Below are 22,984 nucleotides of genomic sequence, written 5' to 3'. Positions count from 1 at the left end.
CACTTTACGTCACAGGCCTGTCACACGGGAGCCACCCCCTCCGATGGGGTGACGGAGCGTCCGGGGCGGCACACCCCGGAAGCCCTGGGTGCTTCAACCGTTGGTGCCCGTACGAGAGGATCCGCCCGGCACGGCCCCCGGGACGACGTCGCCCACGGGCAGCGGCGCGGCCTTGGGCTGCGGTTTCGCGTTCCACACCCGCGAGGCCAGCACCAGGCCCACCACCGCCAGGGGCAGCATGGCCAGGGGCCAGGGGCGCCAGTTGGCCGGGTCCTTCATCGCGTCGCCCGTGGGCAGGATGCGCCCGTAGACGAGCGCGTGGATGGCCGTGCCCGCGTACACCGCGCCGTCGATGATGCCCACCACGACGCCCGCGTTCTTCTTGCCGCCGAAGTCCATGGTCGCCGTGCCGGACAGCATGCCGTGCACGCCGATGACGCACAGGGACATGAACACCACGGACCAGCCCGCGCCCGGCGTGCCAATCAGGAACACCGCGCCCACCGCGCCCAGGAGCAGGCCCGCGTAGAGCACCGTGGAGACGGGCCCCCGGCGCGAGTCGAAGATGCGGTCGCTGATGACGCCCGCGAACATGCCGCCCAGGATGCCGGCGACGCACGACAGCATGCCCCAGTTGGACGCGACGAACGCGCCGCCCTCGCCCACCGCCTTGGCGTACTTGGGGTACCACTGCATCACCGCGTTGCGCAGGAAGCCGCTGCAGAACTCCACGCCCAGGATGATGAGGATGACGCGGTTGCTCAAGAGCTTCTTGAAGAGCTCCGGCACGGAAGGCGCGGGCCCCGTGTCACCGCTGGACGCATCCTGCGTGTCGAAGTCCGGGTGGCCTGTCTGGGAGGGCGTGTCGCGGATGACGAACGAGTCCAGCACCAGGAAGGCCACGAGCATCCCGGCGGGCACGAAGAACACCCACCACACGGGCGCCGCGTCCGCGATGAAGCGGCACCAGTCGAACGCGAAGTACAGGCCCAGCGAGATGAGGATGCCGAACACGCCGCCCAACTGGCCGCGCTCGCGCACGTGGAACCAGGACGCGTTCACCTTGACGATGGAGACCGCGCCGAAGCTCTGGAAGTACATGTTGACGCTGTAGAGGAACGCAAGCCACGCGACGACGCCGCCCGGCGGCACCCAGCCATTCTTCAGCACCGCGTAGACGACGCCGCCCATGGCCACGTTCGCCGCCGCGGAGCCCGCCGCGGACAGGAGGATGGTGAAGCGCCCCCCCAGCTTGTCCGTCAGCGGGCCGTTGATCAGGAAGGCCACGCCGTAGGTGAGCGTCCCCCAGAAGAAGATGGTCGCGAAGTCCGCGTTGGACGTCTGCTGTCCCATGGCGCTGGTCGCCACGTTGAGGTTGTAGCGCCCCATGTAGAGGAACGCGTACGTGAGCCCCAGCGGGAACCAGTTGAAGAAGCGGCGGCGGCGGAACGCGTCGGTGTGCCCCAGCTCCACGCGCGGCAACCGCGAGAGCACCAGGCCAATGGCCCCGAGCAGGATGACGATGGGCAACAGCTGGGTCAGCCACGGGGGCAGCGACGACATGCGACGAACCTCGCCTGCAGGGGGAATGGACGGGGAGCACCCTACCCCGTCCGTCCGCGCCCCGGAAAGCAGCAAGCCGCATCCGGCGCGTCACCTGCCCCGGCGCATCAGCCCAGCCGGGCGAGCAGCCGCGTCAGGGAGACCTCCGTCTTCGCATCCGCGATGTCGCCGCGCCGGCACGCCTCCAGCACCGCCGCCACCGGGCGCCACTGCAGGTGGATGCCCTCCTCTAGAGGTGAGCCATCGCCCTCGACCTCGCCCTGCTCCACGCCCGTGACGTCCACCGCCGCCGGGAAGACCTTCTCCGACAGGATGCCCGGCGCGAGGAAGAACGCGCCGCCCAAGAGTTGGATGTCCTCCGGCCGCACCGCGTAGCCCGCCTCCTCCTTCACCTCTTCCGCCGCGCGGCGGCGAAGCCCCTCCTCGCCCTTGTCGGAAGGCTCCAGCAGGCCCGCGACGATCTCCTCCACGCGCAGGTAGCTCACCGGGTCCGGCACCGTCATGGACGACGTCTGCTCGCGTCGGAAGTACGCCGCCGGCCGCAGGTTCAAGCGCGTCAGGACTTCCACGTTTCCATCTGACGCGCGGCGGTAGACGAGCACCGACACCGCGTCCAACCGGGGACGGTCCACCACATCCACCCGGTACACCGACGAGGACGAACCGTCCGCGCGCCGGTTGCGGCACCGCAGACGCCGCACTCGGAGGAAACCCTCGTCACAACGCGCCGTGGCGGAGAAATCCTCGATGATCTCGATGTCAGTCACATTGGAACTGCTGGGACGCATGTCTGCCTGCTCTCCTGCTGCCCTGGTAGGTGGAGGTGCCACGGTGGCGTTGCTTGCCCGTGCACCCTTGATCCCGTAGGTTGCGCCGTCCTCAAGTCGTCACTCTCTTGAATCACGGATCCGCCACGAATGTGTCGCGCACTGCTCGGCCTCTTCTGTGCCTGCGCCCTGGCCCTCGCCTCGTGCATGCCTGTGCTGGAAGGCCAGGATTACCACCTCGAAGGTCAAGAGGTGCGTCTTACCCTCCTTCATACCTCTGACATCCACTCGCGGCTCGTCCCGTACGACTTCACCCCCCTGAAGACGGACCAGGACCTGGAGCTCATTCCGGAGGCCGGTCCCTTCGGTGGTGCGACGCGCATGGCGTCCATCCTCAAGCGCGAGCGCAAGCGCGGCGACCGCGTGCTGCACCTGGACTCCGGCGACTGCTTCCAGGGCGCCCCCATCTTCAACGTGAACACGGGCGAGGCGGAGTTCCGCTTCCTGTCCGAGGTCCGTCTGGACGGCGCCGTGGTGGGCAACCACGAGTTCGACGCCGGCGCGCTCAACTTCACGCAGAAGGCGCGCAACTTCGCCAACTTCCCGCTCCTGGCCGCCAACTACCTCTGGGATGATCCGAAGGCCGCGGGCAGCAACGGCACCGCGATGGTGACCGCCCCCTACAGCATCAAGACGGTGAAGGGGCTGCGCGTGGGCGTCATCGGCATGGCCAACATCTCCTCGCTCAACTCCATCGTGGAGGGTGGCAACAGCCTGCAGGTCACCCCGCTGGAGCAGAACGAGGCCGCGCGCGCCTACGTGGAGCTGTTGCGCCCGGTGACGGACCTCATCGTCATCGTCAGCCACCTGGGCCTCACCGAGGACCAGGACCTCATCCAGGGCTACGAGGCCTTCTACGAGTACGGCCGCGCGAAGCCCTTCGTGAACCGCGCGAAGGACGCGTGGACGGTGCTGGAGTGGTTCGGTCCGGAGGGCGACGACAAGTCGGTGGTGCGCGTGCACATCGCGGGCGTCAACGGCATGGACGTGGTGCTGGGCGGCCACCTGCACGTGGTGCTCAACCCCCCGCAGCTCGTCACCGACCCCAGCGGCCGCAAGGTGGTGCTGGCGCACTCGGGCGCGTTCGCCAAGTACGTGGGCCGCCTGGAGCTGGTCGTGAAGATGCCCCAGCAGGAGGGCGCCGACGAGGGCGGCGAGGTCATCAGCCAGGACTACCGCGCGTTCCCCGTGGACGGCCTCTGGTGCAACGAGGCGATGCGCAAGCTGCGCTTCGACGACGCCGAGTTCTGGGATCCGGGCGAGTTCATCCAGCGCCCGGGCGTGCGCGAGGCCATCGAGGAGTGCCGCAAGCAGGAGGATCCGGCCGTCACGGACATGCTGATTCCGTACGTGCTGGGCATGGACTTCAAGCTGCAGCTGACGTCCATCTTCTCCTACGCGCCCATCGACGTGCAGCGCCGCAACAACTCCAACGGCGGTGACTCGCCGCTGGGCAACATCGCCGCGGACTCCATGCGCAAGCGCAACCGCGTGGAAGCGGAGATGGCGCTGACGAACTCGCTGGGCATCCGCGACAACCTCTACGCGGGCGTCGTGACGCAGGAGGCGATGTTCAACGTGTTCCCGTTCGAGAACACCATCAACATCATGTACCTGTCCGGCGTGGAGATGCAGGAGATGTTCGACTTCGTCACCGAGCGCTCCGCCGAGCGCGGGTGCGTGAGCCAGGCGCAGGTCTCCGGCGCGCGCTTCACCATGGACTGCGCCCAGGTGCAGCTCAACGACCTGCGCATCGCCTGCACCCCGCAGACGGTGGCGCAGGACTGCCCCCAGACGGGCCGCGAGGGCCACGCGCCCTGGCAGTGCCTGGAGGACACCAGCGGCTCGCGCTGCTGGGCCCACACGGGCGTGAACATCGAGATCAACGGCAAGCCCCTGGACACCACCGGCACGTACAAGATCGCGGTGAACGACTACATCGCCAAGGGCGGCTCCGGCTTCACGGTGCTCAAGCGCAACACCACGCGCATCGAGACGGGCATCAGCCTGCGCGACTCGCTCATCGGCTACATGCAGGGCTTCTGCTCCTGCAAGGACCTGCTCGACGGCAACGCGACGTCCAGCAACGGCACGCGCTGCGGCTCGCTCGTCAACGGCACGTGGACGGTGGATGAGAAGACGCTGGGCGCCTGCCGCGTGTCCCAGGAGTTCGAGAACGCGCTCAACAAGAAGATTGGAAGCTGCTCCTGCCTGGACCTCGTCAAGCTGCCGGCGGATGCCTCGCAGCGCTGCGGCGTGGCGGACCTGACGCCGGAAGCCATCCAGGCCCAGTGCGCGCTGCCCCAGGGTCCGTACACCGGCCGCTGCACCTGCCGCGACCTGCTGTCCGGGACCAATCCCACCTGCGGCACCGTGACGAGCCAGCTGCGCTCGTTCTGTGAGAAGCCCACTGCCATGCCCATCGCGAATGCCATCGAGGATGGCCGCATCGGGCGGAGGGTGAAGTAATGAAGCGACTTTTGCTCATGACCACGCTGGCCCTCGCGGCCGGCTGCTACACCAAGCAGTCCGAGGAGCCGACCGGACTCACCTCCTTCCGCGTGGAGGTGACGACGGTGACCACCGGCGACTCGTCCGCCGCGCTGCTGCCAGTCGTGAACTCCTGCGCCGCCCGGTACGGCAACGACCAGGCGGCGGTGCCCATCTCCGTGCGCGGCACGCCGGAGTGCCTCTACAGCCTGCCTCGGGGCGACATCGACATCGGCCTGACCATCACCGCGCTGGACGGCAACGGCGGAGAGCTGACGTCCTTCAACGGACCGGTCTCCTTCCGCGTCGTCCCGGGTGACATCACCGGCGACTACAGCAAGCGCTGGGCGCAGTTGACCAATGGCAAGGGCACCGGCAGCGTGCGCGTGGCCCACCTGTACGGCGAGACGCACGTCTGGGTGCAGGACGAGCCCTTCGACCTGGACTACTCGGATGGCGGCGTCGTGGGCGACCTGACCCAGGTCCCCCAGGAGCCCGCCACGCGCACGTTCTCCACGGGCCTGTCCAACGCCATCCGCTTCGAGGAGCCCAGCATCGCCAGCCTCCAGACGCCGCAAGGCGGCCTGGAGACGAGCGTCTTCCTGAAGCAGTTCCTGCGCATCGGGCGCAACCCGGAGGCCGGTGAGCCGCTGGTGCAGAACTGCGACCCGTCGGATCCGAACAACGGCCAGCAGATGAAGCTGCTGGTGACGGGCACGGACTCCAGTGGCTTCTACGTCACGGACATGACCGCCTGCCGCGTGCCGGAGAAGAACGTCACCGGCGCGAACATCCAGACGCCGGAGCCGGATGGCTTCAACCCGGGCCGCTTCAACAGCCTGTACGTCTACAACTACCAGTTCCCGGAAGGCCTGGACTCGGGCGACCTCATCTGGACGCTGTCCGGCACGGTGGCGGAGTTCACCAGCACCACGCAGGTGAGCTTCCCGGCCTGGACGCTGCGGGAGAACGTCCGGCTGCTGCCCCAGAGCGAGTGGAACAAGTACCTGGACCAGGTGCCTCCGGTGGAGATCAACGGCCGGCTGTGCGGCTTCAGCAGTTCGAACTACCTGGACGACCTGCTGTGCGGCTACAGCTACCGCAACTTCAAGATGGAGAGCCTGGAGTCGTCGCTCGTGAAGCTGCGCCGGGTGAAGTTCCCCCGCGTGTTCAAGAACTGCGACGCCAACGGCAACAACGACATGCCCATGTTCTGCCCGGTGGGCAGCGGCGCCGGGCGCTCGTGGACGAACTGCTTCGAGGAGCCGCCGGATGATCCGGACGTTCCGGAGCGCAAGTGCGTCATCGACTGCACGCTGGGCATCGGCGACTTCGCCGGGACCATCTGCGCGGAGCGCACGACGTACACGAACTTCGGCCAGTTCGTGGTGGAGATGAACGCCACGGGCCCGGCTTCCGCCAACCTGGACGCGTCCGTGCCCGGCCGCATCACGAAGCTGACCGCGGGCACCACCTCCGTCAACTCCAACAAGCTCCTGAGCCCGGGCGCCCGGCTCAACCTCGTCTGTGATCAGCCGGTGCGCGTGCGCTTCGGCCCCGACGGCGTGACGGCGGCGGCGGGTGACATGCTGCTCGCGGCCAACGTGCCCCTGGAGTACACCCTCAAGGGCAACGAGACGACGGTCGCGGTGGTGCGGGATGCCACGGCCACCGCCAATGGCACCTGCCAGTTCGCTCCGGATTCGCGCACCCGCATCAGCCTGCAGCTCAAGGACGCGGTGCCGGACCTGAACCCGGACTGCAGCGAAACCGACGCCGACGCGGCGAAGGCCCTCCAGTGCAAGCAGATGCGCGCGGCCACCTTCGACGTCGTGGGACACCTGAAGCACGTGGGCCCCGCGCGGCCCCGCTGGAACGTGTTGCCGCGTGACCAGGACGACCTGTGCTGCTACCCCGGGCCCGGCCTGGAGTGCCCGAAGCCCATCAAGCCGTGCCCGTAGTCTTTCATTCTTAAAAGTCGCATCGCGCCCCGGTGGATACCGGGGCGCTGGGAGGAGCGGTCTCCCCCGGACCGCTTCCTGGAGGGACATTGAAAACGTTGCAGACGCTGGCCCTGATGGGCCTGACAGCTCTTTCCGCGCCCGCATGGGCCGGAGACTTCGTGGACACCCGTTTGTCGTTCGTCTTCGCGGACGACAACGTGCTCGCGGGCGCGGGTGAAACCACGCCCAACAGCCCGAACGCGCGCTTTGGCGCGGGCAACCAGAACACGCAGTTCTACGACAACTTCAACACCAAGTTCTCCGGGTTCGAGTCGCTGTCGAACATCGTGCTCTACAAGCGCATGCCGGCGTTCTTCGAGGGCCTCACCACGGAGGCGGCCCTCACGCTGCTGGTGTTGGAGCGGCCGTCGGGCGGTGTCGACATCCTCGACAACTCCAGCTACGTGCGCCTGAACTACCAGCCGCCCGGCTGGGGTGAGAAGGAAGGCCTTTCGCTCACCGGCTTCCCGGTGTCCGCGGACCGCTTCCGTCTGGGCTACGCGTACCGCATCTCCTGGGGCGGCAGCCCCATCTTCACCAACCGCGCCGCCGCGGCGGGCGTGCCGGGCGCCAAGCTCCAGCTCACCCGCGACCGCTGGTACGCGTACCTGGGCGGCAAGACGGCGCTGGTGCTCAACGACCTGGTGCTGGAGCAGGAGACGCTCTACGGCGTGATGGGCGGCGCCGGCTGGGACATCCTGGAGACGCTGCGCGTCGAAGCGGGCGGCGGCTTCTTCCAGAAGGGCATCGTCCCGGGCCTGGCCAACCAGGGCATCGAGGCGAGCGTCAACGCCGCGGGCGTGTCCGGGCAGATCGTCTACCACGTGGGCGTGCCCGTCGGGACGAGCATCGACTTCCGGCTCTACAAGAACGACCCGGAAATCTACCAGCGCTTCTTCGCGCCGGAGCAGTACCCGGGCGGCCTGTCCTACTCCGTGTCGCTGGAGGGCAGCTACCTGACGCAGACGCTGCAGGACCCCGACACGTTCGGCGCCACCAAGCCCCAGGGCGCCACCGCGCTCGCGCTCCAGGCCCGTGCGAAGTACGACCTGCTGCGCTTCAACGTGCTGGCGCTCTTCCGCAGCCTGTCCTTCATCCAGTTCGACGTGCCGGGCTTCCCGCCGTTCCAGGACTTCCCCACGGGCACGGAGCTGAAGCCGGAGATGTTCGTCGCGGTGGGCGCGGACTACCACCTGCCCAACCTGCACCTGACCCCGGGCGTCATCCTGGGCGTGCAGCAGCCGGCGTCCTTCCGCAGCCCGCAGCCGCTCATTGGCGGCAGCAACCCGCCGCTGGGCATCAGCGGCACGCGCACCGTCGTGGTGCGTGACGCCAACCAGCTGAGCATCCTGCCCAGCACCTGCGGCAGCGGCGTCTGCGAGGCGGAGCCCATCATCTCCGCCAAGGCCACCTTCCGGTGGGACCTGTCCGAGTCCGTGGCCGCCGTGGGCGAGGTCTATTACACCTACGACACCAACCGGACGACGTTCGAGGACGACGTCACCGGCATCGCGCAGCCGAACTTCGAGAAGCCGCACGCGCTGGGCTTCAACACGCTGCTCCAGGCGCGCTTCTAGGCCTTCGCGGCACCGTGGCAAGTCACCGGGGCCCGCCGTTCAACACGGCGGGCCCTTCGTGTTTCCAGGGGACGGCGCTTCAGAGGGCGGACGTCATCCGCACGACTTCATCGAAGGCGGTGAGGCCCTGCGCCAGCTTGCGCACGGCGGCCTCGCGCAGGGTGCGCATGCCGTTCTTCCGCGCGGCCTTCACCAGCTGCTCGTACGGGGCCTCGTGGGCGATGAGCTCCCGCACCTCGTGCGTGGTGGAGACGATTTCGAAGACACCGGTGCGGCCCGAATAGCCGGTGCCCCGGCACCGCACGCACCCCACGCCCTTCATCAGCCGCACCCCGCCCGGCAGCAGCGGCAGGGGCGCCTGGAGCGCCTGGAGTTCATCCGACGTGAGCACCGCCTCCTCCGCGCAGTACACGCAGACGCGGCGGAGCAGGCGCTGGGCCATCACGCCCAACAGGCTCTGCGCCAGGAGGAAGGCCGGCACGCCCAGGTCCTTCATGCGCGCCACCGCGCCCAGCGCGTCGTTGGTGTGCAGCGTGGAGAGCACCAGGTGGCCGGTGAGCGCGGCCTGGAGCGCGTTCTCCGCCGTCTCCGCGTCGCGGATTTCGCCCACCATGATGACGTCCGGGTCCTGGCGCAGGATGTGGCGCAGCGCCCCCGCGAAATCCAGGCCCACCTTGGGCTGCACCTGCACCTGGTTGAAGGCGTCCCACACCATTTCGATGGGGTCTTCAATCGTGGTGACGTTGACGTCCGGGCCCGCCACCGCCTTGAGCGCGGAGTAGAGCGTCGTCGTCTTGCCGCTGCCCGTGGGGCCCGTCACCAGGATGAGGCCATGGGGTTGGTCGATCCACGATTCGAAGTGGCCCTTCTCGTCCGGTTCGAACCCCAGCTGGGCGATGTCCTGCACCAGCGTCTCCGGGTCGAAGATGCGGATGACCACCTTCTCGCCGAAGGCGGTGGGCAGCGTGGAGACGCGCAACTCCACCTCGCGGCCGTCGCGCTCCGTCTTGATGCGGCCATCCTGGGGACGGCGCTTCTCGGAGATGTCGATGCGCGAGAGCATCTTCACGCGCGACACGATGGGCGGATGCACCTGCGCGGGCAGCGAGTACACGGGGTGCAGGACGCCGTCGATGCGCAGCCGCACCACGCTGGTGTTGCGCTTGGGTTCGATGTGGATGTCCGACGCGCGGTTGTCGAACGCGTAGCGCAGCAGGTAGTCCACCGCCTGCACCACCGGCCGGTCGGACGCTTCCAGCTCCTGGGTGCCGCTGAGCGACACCAGCTGCTCGAAGTTGCCCATCTGCTGCTGCGCCTGCGCGCCGCCGAAGTCGTCCGCCGCGCGCGCCAGCGTCTTCTTGAAGCCGTAGATGTCCGCGATGGACTTGAGGATGTCCCCCTTCGCCGACAGCACCGGCTCCACCGGTTCGCCGGTGAGCCGGTGGAAGCTTTCGAACAGCTCGCGGTCGAAGGGGTTGGCCACCGCCACGCGCAGCCGCCCCTGCTCCGTGCGCTCCAGCGGCAGCAGCACGTGCTTCTGCGCGTAGGGCCGGGACACGGTGCGGGTGGCCAGCGCCATGTCCATCTTCAGCGGATCCAGCTTGCGGTATTCCAGCCCGGCCGCGCGCGCGGCGGCCTCCGTGACGCGGTCCTCGTCCAGCACGCCCCGCCCGCCCGGCGCGGGAATCTGGAAGGCCGCGATGATCTCCACGGGCGACACGTCGTAGCGGGCCGCGTCCTTGCCCGCCCCACCCTGCGCCTTGAGCACCCGGGCCCGCGCCGCAGGCTCACGCACCAGCACCTCCTGCGCCTGCTGCGGGGTCAGCAGGCGCTGGGCCACCATCGCCTCCAGCACGAAGGCGATGGTGAAGTCCGTGCTGCTTCGGGACGGGACGCTGCCGCCGGGGGGTATCGCCTGGGTCAACCGTTCCTCCTCTTGCGGGTGGCCAGCAGCAACACCCCGAGCCCCGCGAGGAATGCCGCGGCGGAGGTGGGCGCGCCCTGGCAGCCACAGCCATCCGGCCCGTTCGTGGTCGGGCCCGTCCCGCCGTCCGTGGGGGGCGGCGGGGGAACACCGCCGTCACCACACAGCGCGCAGGTGCCGCCATCCGACGGGGCGAACGGGTCGTAGCACTGGCCGCTGCTGCCGCAGTAGAGGCCGTTGGGGCAGTCCTGGCTGGTGCGGCACGCGGCGATGCAGGCGGCGCCCTGCTCGAACGGGGTGCACTGCAGGGGAGAAGCGCAGGTGCCCTGCTCGCAGTCGCGGAAGCAGAAGCGCTCGCTGGCCGTCCCCGCTGAACGGCAGGTGTTGCCCGGGCTGCACGTGCACGCGTCCACGGAGCACGGCTGCGCGCAGACGCCCTGCGTATTGCCGTTGAGCTTCAGGCACACCTGGTTGGTGCCGCATTCGGTGTCCTGGGCGCAGGGCTCGCCCACGTTCCGGGGACCCTGCTGTTCCTTGATGCACGCGTGATCACACGTGCGGCAGGCGGAGTTGGAGCCGCAGTCGCTGTTGGTGGCGCAGTCGGCGATGCAGGCATTGCCCTCCGGCAGCGGCGCGCACGAATAGCCGGTGCGACAGTCCGCGGTCCCCGGACGACAGTCATCCAGACAGCGCTTGCCGAGCGAGCCCACGGTGGCGCACGTGGCGCCCCGGGGGCAGTCCCTGTTCGCCGTGCAGGCCTGGGAGCAGTAGCCATCACGCCAGCCGGGGAAGCCTTCCGTCTGCTGCGCGGTGGTGAGGCAGCGCGACACCACGGCGCCGCACTGCGAGTCCGCCGTGCAGGCCGCGCCCACGCGCGTCGTCGCGCCCGCCACCGCCGGAAGACACGCGAAGGAGGAGCCCGGGACGACACTGGAGGCGCGGCACTCGTAGGGCGCGGGGCACGCGCCCGGCACGCCATCCGGACAGGCCTTGGTGCAGATGTTCAGCGTGGCGCCGCTGGTGGTGGACTGGGTCGCGGCGCAGGTCAGGCCCTGGGAGCAACTGTTCGACACGCAGGGGGAGCCCACTCCGCCCGTCTGCGGATAGCGCTGGCACAGCGCGCCCCGGTCGTAGGCGGTGATGGTGCGCCGCTGCTGCCCGGGAAGGAGCCGGGCGCCCATGACGGCCTCGAAGCTGGAATTGTAGGTGTCCGCCAATCCAAGGCAGTGGCCAATCTCACGCATCACCACCGTCTGGAGGTCCAGGAAGTCCACGGGCGTGGTGTCGGCCGTGGTGAACTTGAAGTCCACGGCGTTGAGGAAGATGTCGCACTGGTACACGTAGCCGTTGTGGATCAGGGGGACGGCGGCGGAGGTGCTCAGCTCCCCGTTGAGCACGTCGCCGTACGCGGTGTCGGAGCGGTCCGTCACCCAGATGGCCGCGACGTTGAACGTGTCGTAGCGGTCGCGCACGTCCGGGATGGAGCCCTGCGCATAGGTGAAGGCGGGCCAGGCGCAGTCCACGTCCTGCCAGGCCTGGAAGGAGGCCTTCACGACGTCCGTCACCCGGCTCAGTTCGTTGCCACCGGGCCGGCTGACGCGGGAGTCCACGTAGTACCGGAACGGGTCCTGGCTGTTGTTGAGGACCCAGTGGTCCAGGTACTGGAAGTCCGACGGGATCGGATCGTTCTGCGCGCTCGCCGTCGCGGCCAGCGCCAGCAGTCCGAGCAGGAAGACACTCCGCTGCAAGCCACGCATCATCACCCGCACCTTTTCGCGTCACGCACGCGCGGGCGCCTGACTGGCACCCGGAGCGTCACCGGGCGGGCATTCTAGCCGTGAACGGCGCGGACGGTGGCATCCACGAGCGCTTCGGGCGTGGGGCGCTCCGCGACCGTGGCCACGTCGATGCCCAGCTGCCCCAGCGCGGTCGCCGTGGTGGGGCCAATGGCCACCACCTTCGCGGACGCCAGCGGCTCACGCCCCGCGCCCTCCAGGAAGGCCTCCGCGGTGCGCGGCGAGGCGAAGAGCACCACCTGCGGCGGCGCCTCCGACAGGTGGGCCAGCGCCTCCGGCGGCAGGGGCGCGGGCGTGGAGCGGTAGGCCGTCACGCGCGTGACGCGCACGCCCAGGTCGCGCAGGCCGTCCTCCAGCTCGCGCCGGCCCTCCTCCGCGGACGGCAGGAGCACGTCGTCGTCGGGGCCGAGCAGGTCCCTCAGCGCGGTGAACAGCGCCACGCCCGTGCCCTCCGTGGGCTCGGCGGCCACCGTCAGGCCAAAGGCTTCCACCGTCCTCGCGGTGCGCGGCCCCACCGCGGCCAGCTTCACGCGCGACAGCCGGTCCAACGTGCCGGCCAGCCGCAGGGCCTCCAGGAAGGACTCCACGGCGGAGGGACTGGCGAACACCACCCAGTGGTAGCGCTGCACGTGCTCGGCCGCGGACGCGAGCGGCCGGGGGTCCTCCGGGGGGCGCAACTCCAGCAGCGGAAGGCTGAAGACATCCGCGCCTTCGTCCTCCAGCAGGAAGCACAGCTCCTCGGCCCGCTCACGCGGGCGTGTCACCAAAACTCGGATGCCTTCCAGTCGCCGGTCCACGGGCCGGCACTCTAGGCGCGGGACGCGCCGTCGCGTCGGCCGAAATCGCGCAGGATGTCCCCCGCGCCCTGCGACAGCAGTTCATCCGCCAGCGCTTCGCCCAGCCGCTCCGCCTCCGCGACGGGGCCCTTCACCTCACCCCGCACCACGCGTGTGCCATCCGGACGGCCCACCAGCCCGCGCAGGTGGACCTGTCCGTCCGCCACCGTGGCATGGCCCGCCAAGGGCACGGAGCAGCCGCCCTCCAGCTTCGCCAGGAAGGCCCGCTCGGCCCGCACGGCGCCGCGCGTGGTGAGGTCCTCCAGGGGCGCCAGCAGCGCGCGCACGTCCGCGTCCGCGTCGCGACACTGGATGGCCAGCACGCCCTGCCCCACCGCGGGCAGGCTGTCCGCCACGGACACCACCTGCGTGATGTGGTGGTCCAGGCCCAGGCGCTTCAAGCCCGCCGCGGCGAGCATCGCGCCCGCGAGCCCCAGCTCGCGCGTCTTCTGCAGCCGCGTCTGCACGTTGCCGCGCAGGGAGACGATCTCCAGGTCCGGACGGCGCGAGCGCAGGATGCAGCTGCGGCGCAGGGACGACGTGCCCACCTTCGCGCCCGCCGGCAGCAATTCCAGCGTGTGTCCCTCCGGGCTGCAGAACGCGTCGCGCGGATCCTCGCGCGCCGGCACCGCTGCCAATATCAGACCGTCCGGGAACACCGACGTCATGTCCTTGAGGCTGTGCACCGCCACGTCCGCGCGGCCATCCAGCAGGGCCTGCTCAATCTCCTTCACGAACAGCCCCTTGCCCCCCACGGCGGACAGCGGCGCGGAGAGGAAGCGGTCGCCCTCGGTGGTCATCTCCACCAGCGACACCTCCAGGCCCGGGTTTCGCGCGGTGAGCAGCGACGCCACGTGCCGCGCCTGCCAGAGCGCCAGCGGGCTCTGCCGCGTCGCGATCCTCACGGCCTTCATCGCCGGCTCCCCGCGGCCACCACGTGGTTCGTCAGGGATTCGGACTCCGGCTCCGGCGCGATGGCGGCGGCCTCCTCCTCCGTCAGGCCGAACAGCTCCGCGGCGGCGCCCGCCAGACGGTTGCCTTCACCCTGCGGCCCCACGGCGCGCAGCCGCGCGGTGGGCTCATGCAACAGCTTGTTCACGATGGCGCGCCCCATGGCCTCGATGCTCTTGCGTTGCTTGTCGGTGAGCCCGTCGCCCAATCCCAGGAGCGTGCGCTCCACCTCCGCCCGCGCGATGCCCTCCGCGCGCTGACGCAGCCGGGCCAGCACGGGCATGCCTTCACGCAGCGCGCGCTCCCGGGCGAAGCGCGCCACCTCCTGCGCCACCAGCCCGCCCGCCTTGTGCGCTTCCTCCGCGCGCTGGGCGGCGTTGTCCGCGACGAACTTCTGGATGTCATCCACGTCGTACGCGTGCACCCAGTCCAGCGTGCCCACCGCCGGGTCGATGTCGCGCGGCACCGCCAGGTCCACCATGAACAGCGGCCGGCCCCGGCGCGCCTTGCCCAGCGCCCCCACGTTCTCGCGGGTGAACAGCGGCACCGGCGACGCGGTGCTCGTCACCACCACGTCCGCGGCCGCCAGCAGCGTGAACAACTCCTCGAAGGGCCGGGCGACGCCGCCCACCTCCGCCACCAGGGCCTCCGCGCGGGCCAGCGTGCGGTTGGTCACCACGAGCTTCCCCGCGCCGGCGTTCATCAGGTGCCGCGCCGCCAGTTCGCCCATCTCCCCGGCGCCCACCACCAGCACCGTCTTGTCCTTGAGCCCGTCGAACACCTTGCTCGCCAGTTGCACCGCCGCGGACGCCATGGACGTGGCCGCGCGCCCCACCGCCGTCTCCGTGCGCACGCGCTTGGCGCAGCCGAACGCCGCCGCGCACGCGCGCGTCATCTCCCCGCGCACCGCGCCCGCGCCCTGGCCGCGCTCGAAGGCGTCCTTCACCTGACCCAGAATCTGCGCTTCGCCCAGCACCATGGAGTCCAGGCTGGAGGCCACGCGGAACAGGTGCACGAGCGCCGCCTCGCCCTGGTGTTCGTAGAGGTGCTCCATCGCCTCCGCGCCCCCCAGGGACCGCAGGGTTTCATGCGCGCGCTCCCGCGCCTGCTCCGCGCTGGGCGCCGCCAGATACACCTCCACGCGGTTGCACGTGGACACCCAGAGCGCTTCCACCGGCGCCTGCGCCAGCCGCTGCAACACTTCCGTCTGCCGGGCTTCGGGCAATGCCAACCGCTCCCGGATGCCCAGGGGCGCGGTGCGGTGGGAGACGCCAATACAGATGAATTCCATGGCTACGGCATCCCCGGGCCAGCGGCGGACAGATCGTAGGACGACAGGAAGGAGACCAGCACCAGACAGAAGCCCGCCATGGTGAGCAGGGCGACGCGACGGCCGCGCCAACCGGCGAAGATGCGGGCGTTGACGAGCGCGGCGAAGACGCCCCAGGCAATGAACGTGGCGAGCTGCTTGGCGTCGAAGTGCCACGCCAGCCCCGGCACCGTGGAGACGAACAGCGCCCCGGTCGCCAGCGTCAGCGACAGCGCGATGAAACCCCACACCACCAGCCGCCGGTTGAGCGTGTCCAGGAACTCCAGTGAAGGCAGCCGCGCGAACAACAACCCGAAGTGCTTGGTCTTCACCTGCCGCTCCATCAGCAGGTACATCACGCCCACCCCCGCGGCCACGCCAAACGCCGTCATGCCCAGGAGCGCGATGGTGACATGCACCGGCAGGAGCGGCTGGCGGACCTCCGCCGGCAGCGGCGCCGGGCCGCCATGCAACAACATCCCGATGAGCATCACCGCCACCGCCAGCGGCGTGAGGAACGCGCCGATGACAGGTTTGCGGTAGCGCACATCCAACGCCAGGAACAGCGCCAGCAGCAGGAAGGCGAAGGTGGACAGGCCCTGCGCGGGCCCCACCAGCCGGCCCCCCTGGACCCCCATCATTTCGACGAGGGCAACGCAATGCATCAGGAGCCCGGTCCCCACGAGCACCCGCCCGGACACGGCGAGCACCTGCGACTGGCGCACCAGGTAGGCAAGGTAGACGAGCGCGGCCAGCCCGTAGGCGTGGCAGGCGAGTGAGACGAGCGTGTGGCTCATGGCGGCAGGCTCATAACCCCGGCCGAGGAGGCATTCAGCCCACCCTCAACCCATTTTATTGAGAATGAAGGCCGCCAGCAGATCGGTCTCCGAGTTCGGCTTGCGTTCCGGAGAAGGCGCGCTCACTTCAGCGACATAGCCCGGAACGACCTCGTACGCGGAGTCCCCCACCAGGATGGAGTCGGCCATCTGTTCGGCCCCCAGCCGGCCGAGCTGCTCCTCCGTCTTCACCTTCGACACCAGCTGGTGGGTGTCCTCCCCGGACACCAGCTGCACGACGTGAACGGCCGGAGCAAGGGGCCAGTCGGTCCCTCCCTCGGCGGCCACCACCAGCCGTCCTTCGCGCAGGTCTGCTTTGTCCGCCAGCGCCCACTCCTCGAGCTGCGCCTGGGACAGGAAGAGCTTCGTCACGTCGTCCAGTCTACACCACCGCCCCTCCCGGGGGGCCGCGAAATGGGTGCAACCCCCTGGCACCCTCCGCATCCGTTCAACGGGGGGCCGGGCCGGATCCCGCTGCTTGCGGGGCCCCCGGACGCGTACTAACAGGGCGCGCGTCGGCAGGTGTGGGACCGCCCCGAGGAGACGACATGGCTGGCGAAGTGAAGGACATCAAGGATTCGGACTTCCAGAAGCTGGTGCTGGACTCACAGGAGCCCGTGCTCGTGGACTTCTGGGCCACCTGGTGCGCGCCCTGCCGGGCCATCGCACCCTCCGTGGTGGCGCTGTCCGAGCAGTACAAGGGCAAGGTGAGCTTCACGAAGATGAACATCGACGAGAACCAGGACACGCCCCAGAAGTACGGCATCCGCTCCATCCCCACCCTGCTGCTCTTCAAGGGCGGCAAGGTCGTGGAGCAGATCGTCGGCGCGGTCCCCAAGTCTCGCATCGAGGACGCCGTCAAGAAGAGCCTCTAGCCGCACGGGCGAACAGGCCCTCCCGTCCCCTCCCACCGATGACGCACCTGGTCCTCCACCAGGCTTCGCGCGCGGTGCGAGGGGACGTTTCATGTCCGGCGCCCCTTTGTGCATCCCGGCAGAAGACACCCGGCTGTGACACGGTGCGCGTTCGATATGTCTGTAGAAAGACAACTCACCGCGACGGTAAGGGCTTTCACGTACCGGGTGCCAAACGCCCCTCACGGTTGCCGTTTCTCTGGTGTTGAGACAAATGCCCTGGCAGGACGGTGGGACGATCCTCCCGTCATGTTTTGTTCAACAGACATTGAAACTGCATTGCGAGTCAAACAAGACCCTGACGTGTCTTGTTGACAGAGTTCGCCACACCAGACAGAAGACAAAAGTACACGCCTGTCTTGATTGGCGAGTTTCAACAGGAGTTCTTCATGGCACGCCTTCGCAAAGAATTGACCTCGCAAGCGCCGCTGACCCCTGCCCTGACGTCGTGGGCGGAGGCGTTGGGTGACGCCATCGGCCGCGGCATGCTGCGCGCGCTGAACACGGGGATGCCGGGAATGGGCAGCGTGGCGCCGTCGCCGGGCAACGGCGCGGTGATGGCGGGCCGCCGCCGGGGCCGTCCGCCGAAGACGGTCGCGGGCGGGCCGGTGCCCATGGATCGCCGCTGCACGGTGAATGGCTGCACCCGCGAGCAGCGCTCCAAGGGCCTGTGCTCCGCGCACTACCAGGCCGAGCGTCGGCGGCAGATCGCCACCGGCAAGCCCGCCTGAGCCTCCTGGGACCTACTCACCGCGCCAGGGGTCTCCAGGCGTGGTGGCCTTGAGCAGCTCCCAGGCCGCCATCACGTCGATGACCCGCTCCAGCTCATTGGGCAGGGAGCGGGCGCGGGCGGATTTGAGATAGTCCTCCGTGAAGGCACGCAGGCGCGCGCCCAGGAAGAGCCGGGCCAGCGCCACCTCCGTCTGACCGGAGAAGTCCAGGAAGCGCAGGGCGAAGCCACTCTTGCCCTCCTCCTCCGGTCCCCGCTCCTCCCGGACGATCTCCGCGCGGGTCTCCACGGGCGCCGCGCCTTCCTCCAGGGCGAAGCGCGCGCGCACCACGGTGCCCATGGGCAGGAAGAACGTGCTCGCCAGGAACGCGCCGCTGACGCTCACGTTGATGGAGACGAGGTTGGCGGAGAAGCGCCGGCCCCCTTCCCCATCATCCATCCAGAGGTCGAAGTGGGTGGCCAGCTTCGCGCGCGGGAAGTGCCGGTGCTCCGGCTCGCCCTGATTCATCTCGATGCGCGGGGCCACGCCGGGCGTGGGCACGACGCGTGAGGCCCCGACTCCCACGGGCGGGACATACGCGCGCGGCGCCACCGCGCCCTCCAGCTCCCGGACCTCGGAGCTGGCCTTCACGGTCCCCTTCCTCTGCACCATCGAAGCCTCCGGCCGTCGTCAGAACATGTGACGGCGCATGCTGATGTTCACCAGCAGCCCGATGCACAGCATCACCGACAGCATCGAGGAGCCGCCATAGCTCATGAGGGGCAGCGTGATGCCCGTCACCGGCAACAGGCCAATGACCATGCCGATGTTTTCGAACACCTGCCAGAAAAGTGTGGCCACCACCCCTACGGCAACGAACGCTCCAAAACGATCCCGCGCGCTGAAGCCCACCCCCAGCCCGAGGATGAAGATGCCGCCGTAGAGCAGCAAGAGCAGCAAGCATGAGAAGAAGCCGTGCTCCTCGGCCCACACGGAAAAGATGAAGTCCGTGTGCTGTTCCGGCAGGAAACGCAGACCTGTCTGGGTTCCTTCGCGCCAGCCCTTGCCGGTGAGGCCGCCGCTGCCCACGGCAATCTTGGATTGCGCGGCGTGGTAGCCGGAGCCGCGCAGGTCCGCCTCGGGGTCCAACCATCCGGAGATGCGCTGGCTCTGGTGCTTCTTCAGGTGGTGGCGCACGACGGTGGAGCGCGGTTCGGGCATCTCCCGCACGTAGTCGTTCCAGATGATGAGGCCGCCCACCAGCACGCCCAGCACCAGCGTGCCGGCCAGATACCAGCGCACCTTGCCGAAGAGGATGACGGTGCCGGAGGACAGGAAGATCATCAGCGCCGTGCCCAGGTCCGGCTGCACCAGCACCAGCACGAAGGGCACCATCACCACCAGCACCGGCTTCCACAGGCGCACGAGCCCGTAGGACGGTTGGTTGGGCTGGAAGTCGTCGTGGTAGACCTTGGCGAGCATCAGCACGACGCCAATCTTCATGAACTCCGCGGGCTGCAGGCGGAACGGGCCGATGACGAACCAGCTCTCCGCGCCCTTCGCCGTGTGGCCGAAGACGCGCAGCGCCAGCAGCGCCAGGATGTTGGCCACGTAGATGGGAAAGGCCATCCGCTGGATCCAGCGGTAGTCCACCAGGCACACCATCAGCACCGCACCCAGGCCCACGGCCAGGTAGAGCGCCTGGCTCGTCCAGACGGGCGCCATGGGGGGCCGGGCCGCGGACGCCAGGTTCCAGATGCCCAGCAGGCACACGCCCAGGACGCAGATGACGAGCCCCCACGGCACGTGGGGCATCATCCGGCGCTCAATCCGCAGTTGCACTGTCGTCTCCGGTTTCAGAGGGCGGCTGGATGGGCTCCCCCGGCAGGTTCACCCGGGGCGGCGGCACCACGCTGCGCGTGAGCGCGGTGGGGTCCAGGGTGGGCGCCGGGGGCAGCGACGGCGTGTAGGGCTGGTTGGCGCGAGGCAGGGGTGACGTGGCGTCCTCCGCCTTCAACTCGAAGTACTTCTTCATCACGGCCATCGCCGTGGGCGCCGCGTCCACGCCGCCGTGGCCACCGTGCTCGTTGAGCACCACCACGGCCAGCTCCGGCTTGTCCGCCGGCACGAAGCCCGCGAACCACGCGTGGTCGCGCTCGAAGTAGCTCATCTGGTGCGTCTTGAGACGGATGGCGCCGATGCGCGCCACCTGCGCGGTGCCCGTCTTCGCCGCGACGGACATCTCCGGCGGCAGGCCCGACTTCAGCTTCGCGCGGTACGCGGTGCCACCGGGCTCCTGCGCCACCGCGACGAGTCCCTCCACGATGGCCTTCAGGTGCGCGGGGTTGATCTCCACGCGGCTGACCACCTCCGGCTTGAACTCCTCCATCACCTGGCCGTCCAGGTTCTCCAGCCGCTGCACCATCTGCGGCTTGTAGAGCTTCCCACCGTTGGCGAGCGCCGCGTACACCAGGGCCAGTTGCAGCGGCGTCACGTTGACGTCGCCCTGGCCCATGGCGCTGTTGAGCGCCATGCCCTTGGTGTAGCCGCCGGGGGACGCCTTGTCGTGGTACGCGCTGGACGGCATGATGCCGGGCACCTCCGCCACGACGCCGATGCCGGTGGGATGGCCCAGGCCCAGCGACTTGCCCATCTCCGCGATGGGGTCCAGGCCGATGGTGTCCGCGACCTTGTAGAACCACACATCACACGACGCCTTCATCGCGCCCTTGCCGTCCAGAGGCCCGTGGCCGCTGTCCTTGTGGCAGCGCCAGACGCGTGCGCCCAGCCGGTAGCCGCCGGAGCACTGCACCACCGTCTCCGGACGGAACACGCCGGACTTGAAGGCGGCCAGTTGGGTCACGACCTTGAACGTGGAGCCCGGGCTGTAGTGCTCGGCCGCCACGCGGTTGATCATCGGGTGGAGCGGGTCCCTTGCCAGCGTGGCCATCTGCGACGGCGTCACGCGGCCCGTGAGGAGGTTGGGGTCGAAGCCGGGACGGGACACCAGCGCCTTGATGAAGCCGGTGTTCACGTCGATGGCCACCACCGCGCCCGTCACGCCCGGGAAGGCGCGCTCCGCCGCTTCCTGCAGGCGCATGTCGATGGAGAGCACCAGGTTGCCGCCGGCCGTGGGCGGAATCACCGAGTTCTCCCCCAGCTTCTCGTTGAGCTCCTCAATCGTCTGGCCGCGCGCGTTCACCACTTCCTTGCGCACGCCGTCCTGGCCCCGCAGCTTGGATTCGAAGTAGCGCTCCAGGCCCCGCCGGCCGATGTAGTCCCCCAGCGCGTACTTCGCGCCGTCCCCGTTGAGGCGCTCCAGCTCTTCCTGGGTGATTTCGTTCATGTAGCCCAGCACGTGCGACAGCACCATGTCCGCGCGGTAGTTGCGGTGCGGCACGGGCACCACCTCCACGCCGTCCAGGATGTCGCGCCGGGCGTTGAGCCGGTCGTACTCGTCGCGCGTCAGGTCCACCCGCACGGGCACCGGCATGAAGGGCGCGTTCCTGCGGCTTGCGCGCACCAGGTCCTCGATCTTCTTGCGCTGCTCGGGATCCCAATTGAGCAGCTCGCCCAGGCGCGGAATCACCTGCTCGAAGCAGTCCGTGCAGAAGGCGGGCGTGACGAAGGCGTCGAAGGACGGACGGCTGTCCACCAGGATGGTGCCGCGCGCGTCCTTGATGACGCCACGGTCCGCGCGCAGGCGCACCTCCTTCACGAAGTTCGCCACGCTCTTGGCGGCGTACTCCTCATGGCGGATGAGCTGCAGGCGGTAGAGCTGGATGGCCAGCGCCACGATGCCCAGCGACATCGCCAGGCCCAGCCACAGGAAGCGGCGCTTCAGGTCGCGGCCCGGGGTGGTGTTGCCAATCGTCGGAGGCGTCAACGGAGCAACCCCGCCGGCCGCTCCTGCGCCACTTCAAAGCGCTTGAAGAGCGGGAAGAGCACCAGCGCCGCCAGACCCGTGAGCGCCAGTTGCACCGGCATCCCCGCGAACAGCGGCACCGTGGAGCCCTCCTTCACCGTGAGCCAGGTGAAGAACGTGGACAGGAGCGCATGTCCCAGGTCCGCGCCCATGGTGAACAGCGCGAAGGCCACCGGGCCGCGCACATCCACGAACGACGCCACCAGCCGGCCCACCAGGAAGGTGAACACCGCCAGGAACGTGAACAGGCCGGTGGGCTGGCCGCTCATCAGGTCCAGGAGGTAGCCCACCGCGAAGGCGGAGCACGCGCCCTCCGTGAGCGTCGCGCGCAGCGCGAGGAAGGCCACCAGTACCACCGTGACGTCCACGCGGCCCAGCACCAGCCCCGCCTGCTGGACGAACACCGACTCCAATGTGAGCAACGCCAGCGCGAGGGCCACTGTCACCAGGAACTTCATTTCTGCACGCCCTCCACCATGGGCCCGTTGGAGCCCATCTCACCGTAGGGACTGCCTACCACGAGCACCTCCTCCAGCCGGCTGGTGTCCACCGCCGGCTGGATGTCCGCCCCCTGGAACATGCCGTGCTCCTTCTTCTCCAGCTGCGTCACCCGCCCCACCACCAGCCCCGGCGGATAGATGCCGTCCGTGCCGGCGGTGATGATGAGGTCGCCGTTCTCCACGTCCTCCGTGCGCAGCATGTTCTCCAGGTTCAGGGGGCCGTTGCCCGCGCCCGCCGCGGTGCCGCGCGCCCGCGAGCGCTGCACCCGCACCGCCACCCGGCTCTGCGGGTCCGTCACCAGCGCCACGTCCGCGTAGCCGCCCGTGGACCGGATGACCTGCCCCACGATGCCGTCCGGCGTCACCACCGACATGCCCCGGAACACCCCGTCCTTCTCCCCGCTGCTGATCCGCACCGACAAGAGCTTCGCCACCGGGTTGACGCCCACCACCCGGGCCGGAATCTCCGGGCCCGGCGCCGCCTCTGAATAGGACAAGAGCTTGCGCAGCCGCCCGTTCTCAGACCGCGTCTCCCCCAGCACCTGCACCGTGGCCCTCAACTGGAGGTTCTCCAGCCGCAGCGCGTCATTGTCCTGGCGCACGCCGCGCAGGTCCAGGTAGTTGCGCACCGTTGCGACAATGCCCTCGATGCCGGCGGTGAGGCCCTGCTGCACGGGCGCCGTCAGGGCGATGACGCCCCGGTCGATGAAATTCGGATCCCTGCCCCGCCGCCCGCCCAGCAAAAAGGCGCCGAGCGGATACAGGAGGAGGGCGACCACGAGAAGGAAGCGGCGGTACCGCTTGAGAAGAGACAGCACGGACG

Annotated in this window: 19 protein-coding genes; 5 read left to right on the top strand and 14 right to left on the bottom strand. The window is 69.2% G+C overall.

The window, feature by feature from the left end; genetic code table 11:
• Positions 1-93: 93 nt before the first annotated feature.
• Together D7X74_RS05230 and D7X74_RS05225 are read right to left on the bottom strand one after the other, a co-directional pair.
• On the bottom strand, positions 94-1,563 hold the full coding sequence (locus tag D7X74_RS05230) for an MFS transporter (RefSeq protein ID WP_120531806.1): 1,470 nt from the start codon (positions 1,561-1,563) through the stop codon (positions 94-96).
• 107 nt (positions 1,564-1,670) lie between these two features.
• A complete protein-coding gene (locus D7X74_RS05225; protein ID WP_120531805.1) occupies positions 1,671-2,351 on the bottom strand; it encodes an NUDIX hydrolase in 681 nt (226 codons plus the stop codon).
• Between the two features lie 231 nt (positions 2,352-2,582).
• On the opposite strand from D7X74_RS05225, the gene D7X74_RS05220 reads away from it, so the two are divergent.
• The 3 genes from D7X74_RS05220 (at position 2,583) to D7X74_RS05210 (ending at position 8,460) form a co-directional block, all read left to right on the top strand.
• Entirely contained in the window at positions 2,583-4,859 is a 2,277-nt protein-coding gene (locus tag D7X74_RS05220) for a bifunctional UDP-sugar hydrolase/5'-nucleotidase (protein WP_279637089.1), read from the top strand.
• Positions 4,859-6,841, top strand: a complete 1,983-nt coding sequence (locus D7X74_RS05215; RefSeq protein WP_120531803.1) for a hypothetical protein — start codon at positions 4,859-4,861, stop codon at positions 6,839-6,841. Before D7X74_RS05220 ends, D7X74_RS05215 begins: the two co-directional genes overlap by 1 nt.
• 89 nt (positions 6,842-6,930) lie before the next feature.
• Complete coding sequence (locus D7X74_RS05210) at positions 6,931-8,460, top strand: hypothetical protein (protein WP_199741767.1); 1,530 nt, start codon at positions 6,931-6,933, stop codon at positions 8,458-8,460.
• A gap of 79 nt (positions 8,461-8,539) precedes the next feature.
• Here the strand turns inward: D7X74_RS05210 and D7X74_RS05205 are convergent, their stop codons facing one another.
• The 7 genes from D7X74_RS05205 to D7X74_RS05175 form a co-directional block, all read right to left on the bottom strand.
• Positions 8,540-10,303, bottom strand: coding sequence for a GspE/PulE family protein (locus D7X74_RS05205; RefSeq protein WP_233595361.1), 1,764 nt, complete (start codon positions 10,301-10,303; stop codon positions 8,540-8,542).
• A gap of 77 nt (positions 10,304-10,380) precedes the next feature.
• A complete protein-coding gene (locus D7X74_RS05200; RefSeq protein WP_120531800.1) occupies positions 10,381-12,144 on the bottom strand; it encodes an adhesin in 1,764 nt (587 codons plus the stop codon).
• Positions 12,145-12,215: 71 nt separating this feature from the next.
• Entirely contained in the window at positions 12,216-12,977 is a 762-nt protein-coding gene (locus D7X74_RS05195) for a uroporphyrinogen-III synthase (protein ID WP_120531799.1), read from the bottom strand.
• A gap of 11 nt (positions 12,978-12,988) precedes the next feature.
• Positions 12,989-13,930, bottom strand: coding sequence for a hydroxymethylbilane synthase (gene hemC, locus D7X74_RS05190; RefSeq protein ID WP_120531798.1), 942 nt, complete (start codon positions 13,928-13,930; stop codon positions 12,989-12,991).
• Positions 13,927-15,258 (bottom strand): glutamyl-tRNA reductase, encoded by a 1,332-nt coding sequence (gene hemA, locus D7X74_RS05185; protein ID WP_120531797.1) that lies wholly within the window; start codon positions 15,256-15,258, stop codon positions 13,927-13,929. The genes hemC and hemA overlap by 4 nt, the downstream gene beginning before the upstream one ends.
• Before the next feature lie 2 nt (positions 15,259-15,260).
• On the bottom strand, positions 15,261-16,073 hold the full coding sequence (locus D7X74_RS05180) for an inner membrane protein YpjD (RefSeq protein WP_120531796.1): 813 nt from the start codon (positions 16,071-16,073) through the stop codon (positions 15,261-15,263).
• 45 nt (positions 16,074-16,118) lie between these two features.
• On the bottom strand, positions 16,119-16,556 hold the full coding sequence (locus D7X74_RS05175; RefSeq protein WP_120531795.1) for a hypothetical protein: 438 nt from the start codon (positions 16,554-16,556) through the stop codon (positions 16,119-16,121).
• Between the two features lie 104 nt (positions 16,557-16,660).
• Here D7X74_RS05175 and trxA point away from each other — a divergent pair, with 104 nt between their 5' ends.
• Complete coding sequence (gene trxA / locus D7X74_RS05170; RefSeq protein ID WP_120531794.1) at positions 16,661-16,987, top strand: thioredoxin; 327 nt, start codon at positions 16,661-16,663, stop codon at positions 16,985-16,987.
• 428 nt (positions 16,988-17,415) lie between these two features.
• Entirely contained in the window at positions 17,416-17,757 is a 342-nt protein-coding gene (locus D7X74_RS05165; protein WP_120531793.1) for a hypothetical protein, read from the top strand.
• A 12-nt stretch (positions 17,758-17,769) separates the two neighbouring features.
• Here D7X74_RS05165 and D7X74_RS05160 read toward each other — a convergent pair whose 3' ends face one another.
• From D7X74_RS05160 to mreC, 5 genes are read right to left on the bottom strand one after another with little or no spacing between them, the layout of a single operon-like run.
• Positions 17,770-18,387: a PilZ domain-containing protein gene (locus D7X74_RS05160; protein ID WP_370450714.1), complete on the bottom strand. Its 618-nt coding sequence runs from the start codon at positions 18,385-18,387 to the stop codon at positions 17,770-17,772.
• A gap of 39 nt (positions 18,388-18,426) precedes the next feature.
• On the bottom strand, positions 18,427-19,554 hold the full coding sequence (rodA, locus tag D7X74_RS05155) for a rod shape-determining protein RodA (RefSeq protein ID WP_199741769.1): 1,128 nt from the start codon (positions 19,552-19,554) through the stop codon (positions 18,427-18,429).
• A gap of 7 nt (positions 19,555-19,561) precedes the next feature.
• The gene (mrdA, locus tag D7X74_RS05150) at positions 19,562-21,622 is read right to left on the bottom strand and encodes a penicillin-binding protein 2 (RefSeq protein ID WP_120531790.1); all 2,061 of its coding nucleotides are present in this window, start codon (positions 21,620-21,622) and stop codon (positions 19,562-19,564) included.
• Complete coding sequence (locus D7X74_RS05145) at positions 21,619-22,119, bottom strand: hypothetical protein (protein ID WP_120531789.1); 501 nt, start codon at positions 22,117-22,119, stop codon at positions 21,619-21,621. Before D7X74_RS05145 ends, mrdA begins: the two co-directional genes overlap by 4 nt.
• A complete protein-coding gene (mreC, locus tag D7X74_RS05140) occupies positions 22,116-22,979 on the bottom strand; it encodes a rod shape-determining protein MreC (protein WP_120531833.1) in 864 nt (287 codons plus the stop codon). The genes D7X74_RS05145 and mreC overlap by 4 nt, the downstream gene beginning before the upstream one ends.
• Positions 22,980-22,984 lie beyond the last annotated feature (5 nt).

This window comes from Corallococcus sp. CA047B, from assembly GCF_003612065.1.
Taxonomy (GTDB): Bacteria; Myxococcota; Myxococcia; order Myxococcales; family Myxococcaceae; genus Corallococcus; species Corallococcus praedator.
The sequence above is the reverse complement of the archived record's forward strand: the minus strand, read 5'-3'. Positions and strand labels throughout refer to the sequence as shown.

What these genes read in the sequence shown, in the direction of transcription:
- D7X74_RS05205 (WP_233595361.1), bottom strand. Translation starts at nt 10,303, where the DNA reads ATGGTGGCCCAGCGCCTGCTGACCCCGCAGCAGGCGCAGGAGGTGCTG.
- D7X74_RS05175 (WP_120531795.1), bottom strand. Translation starts at nt 16,556, where the DNA reads ATGCGGAGGGTGCCAGGGGGTTGCACCCATTTCGCGGCCCCCCGGGAG.
- D7X74_RS05225 (WP_120531805.1), bottom strand. Translation starts at nt 2,351, where the DNA reads ATGCGTCCCAGCAGTTCCAATGTGACTGACATCGAGATCATCGAGGAT.
- hemC (WP_120531798.1), bottom strand. Translation starts at nt 13,930, where the DNA reads ATGAAGGCCGTGAGGATCGCGACGCGGCAGAGCCCGCTGGCGCTCTGG.
- D7X74_RS05165 (WP_120531793.1), top strand. Translation starts at nt 17,416, where the DNA reads ATGGCACGCCTTCGCAAAGAATTGACCTCGCAAGCGCCGCTGACCCCT.
- hemA (WP_120531797.1), bottom strand. Translation starts at nt 15,258, where the DNA reads ATGGAATTCATCTGTATTGGCGTCTCCCACCGCACCGCGCCCCTGGGC.
- D7X74_RS05200 (WP_120531800.1), bottom strand. Translation starts at nt 12,144, where the DNA reads ATGATGCGTGGCTTGCAGCGGAGTGTCTTCCTGCTCGGACTGCTGGCG.
- rodA (WP_199741769.1), bottom strand. Translation starts at nt 19,554, where the DNA reads ATGATGCCCCACGTGCCGTGGGGGCTCGTCATCTGCGTCCTGGGCGTG.
- D7X74_RS05180 (WP_120531796.1), bottom strand. Translation starts at nt 16,073, where the DNA reads ATGAGCCACACGCTCGTCTCACTCGCCTGCCACGCCTACGGGCTGGCC.
- trxA (WP_120531794.1), top strand. Translation starts at nt 16,661, where the DNA reads ATGGCTGGCGAAGTGAAGGACATCAAGGATTCGGACTTCCAGAAGCTG.
- D7X74_RS05215 (WP_120531803.1), top strand. Translation starts at nt 4,859, where the DNA reads ATGAAGCGACTTTTGCTCATGACCACGCTGGCCCTCGCGGCCGGCTGC.
- D7X74_RS05230 (WP_120531806.1), bottom strand. Translation starts at nt 1,563, where the DNA reads ATGTCGTCGCTGCCCCCGTGGCTGACCCAGCTGTTGCCCATCGTCATC.
- D7X74_RS05145 (WP_120531789.1), bottom strand. Translation starts at nt 22,119, where the DNA reads ATGAAGTTCCTGGTGACAGTGGCCCTCGCGCTGGCGTTGCTCACATTG.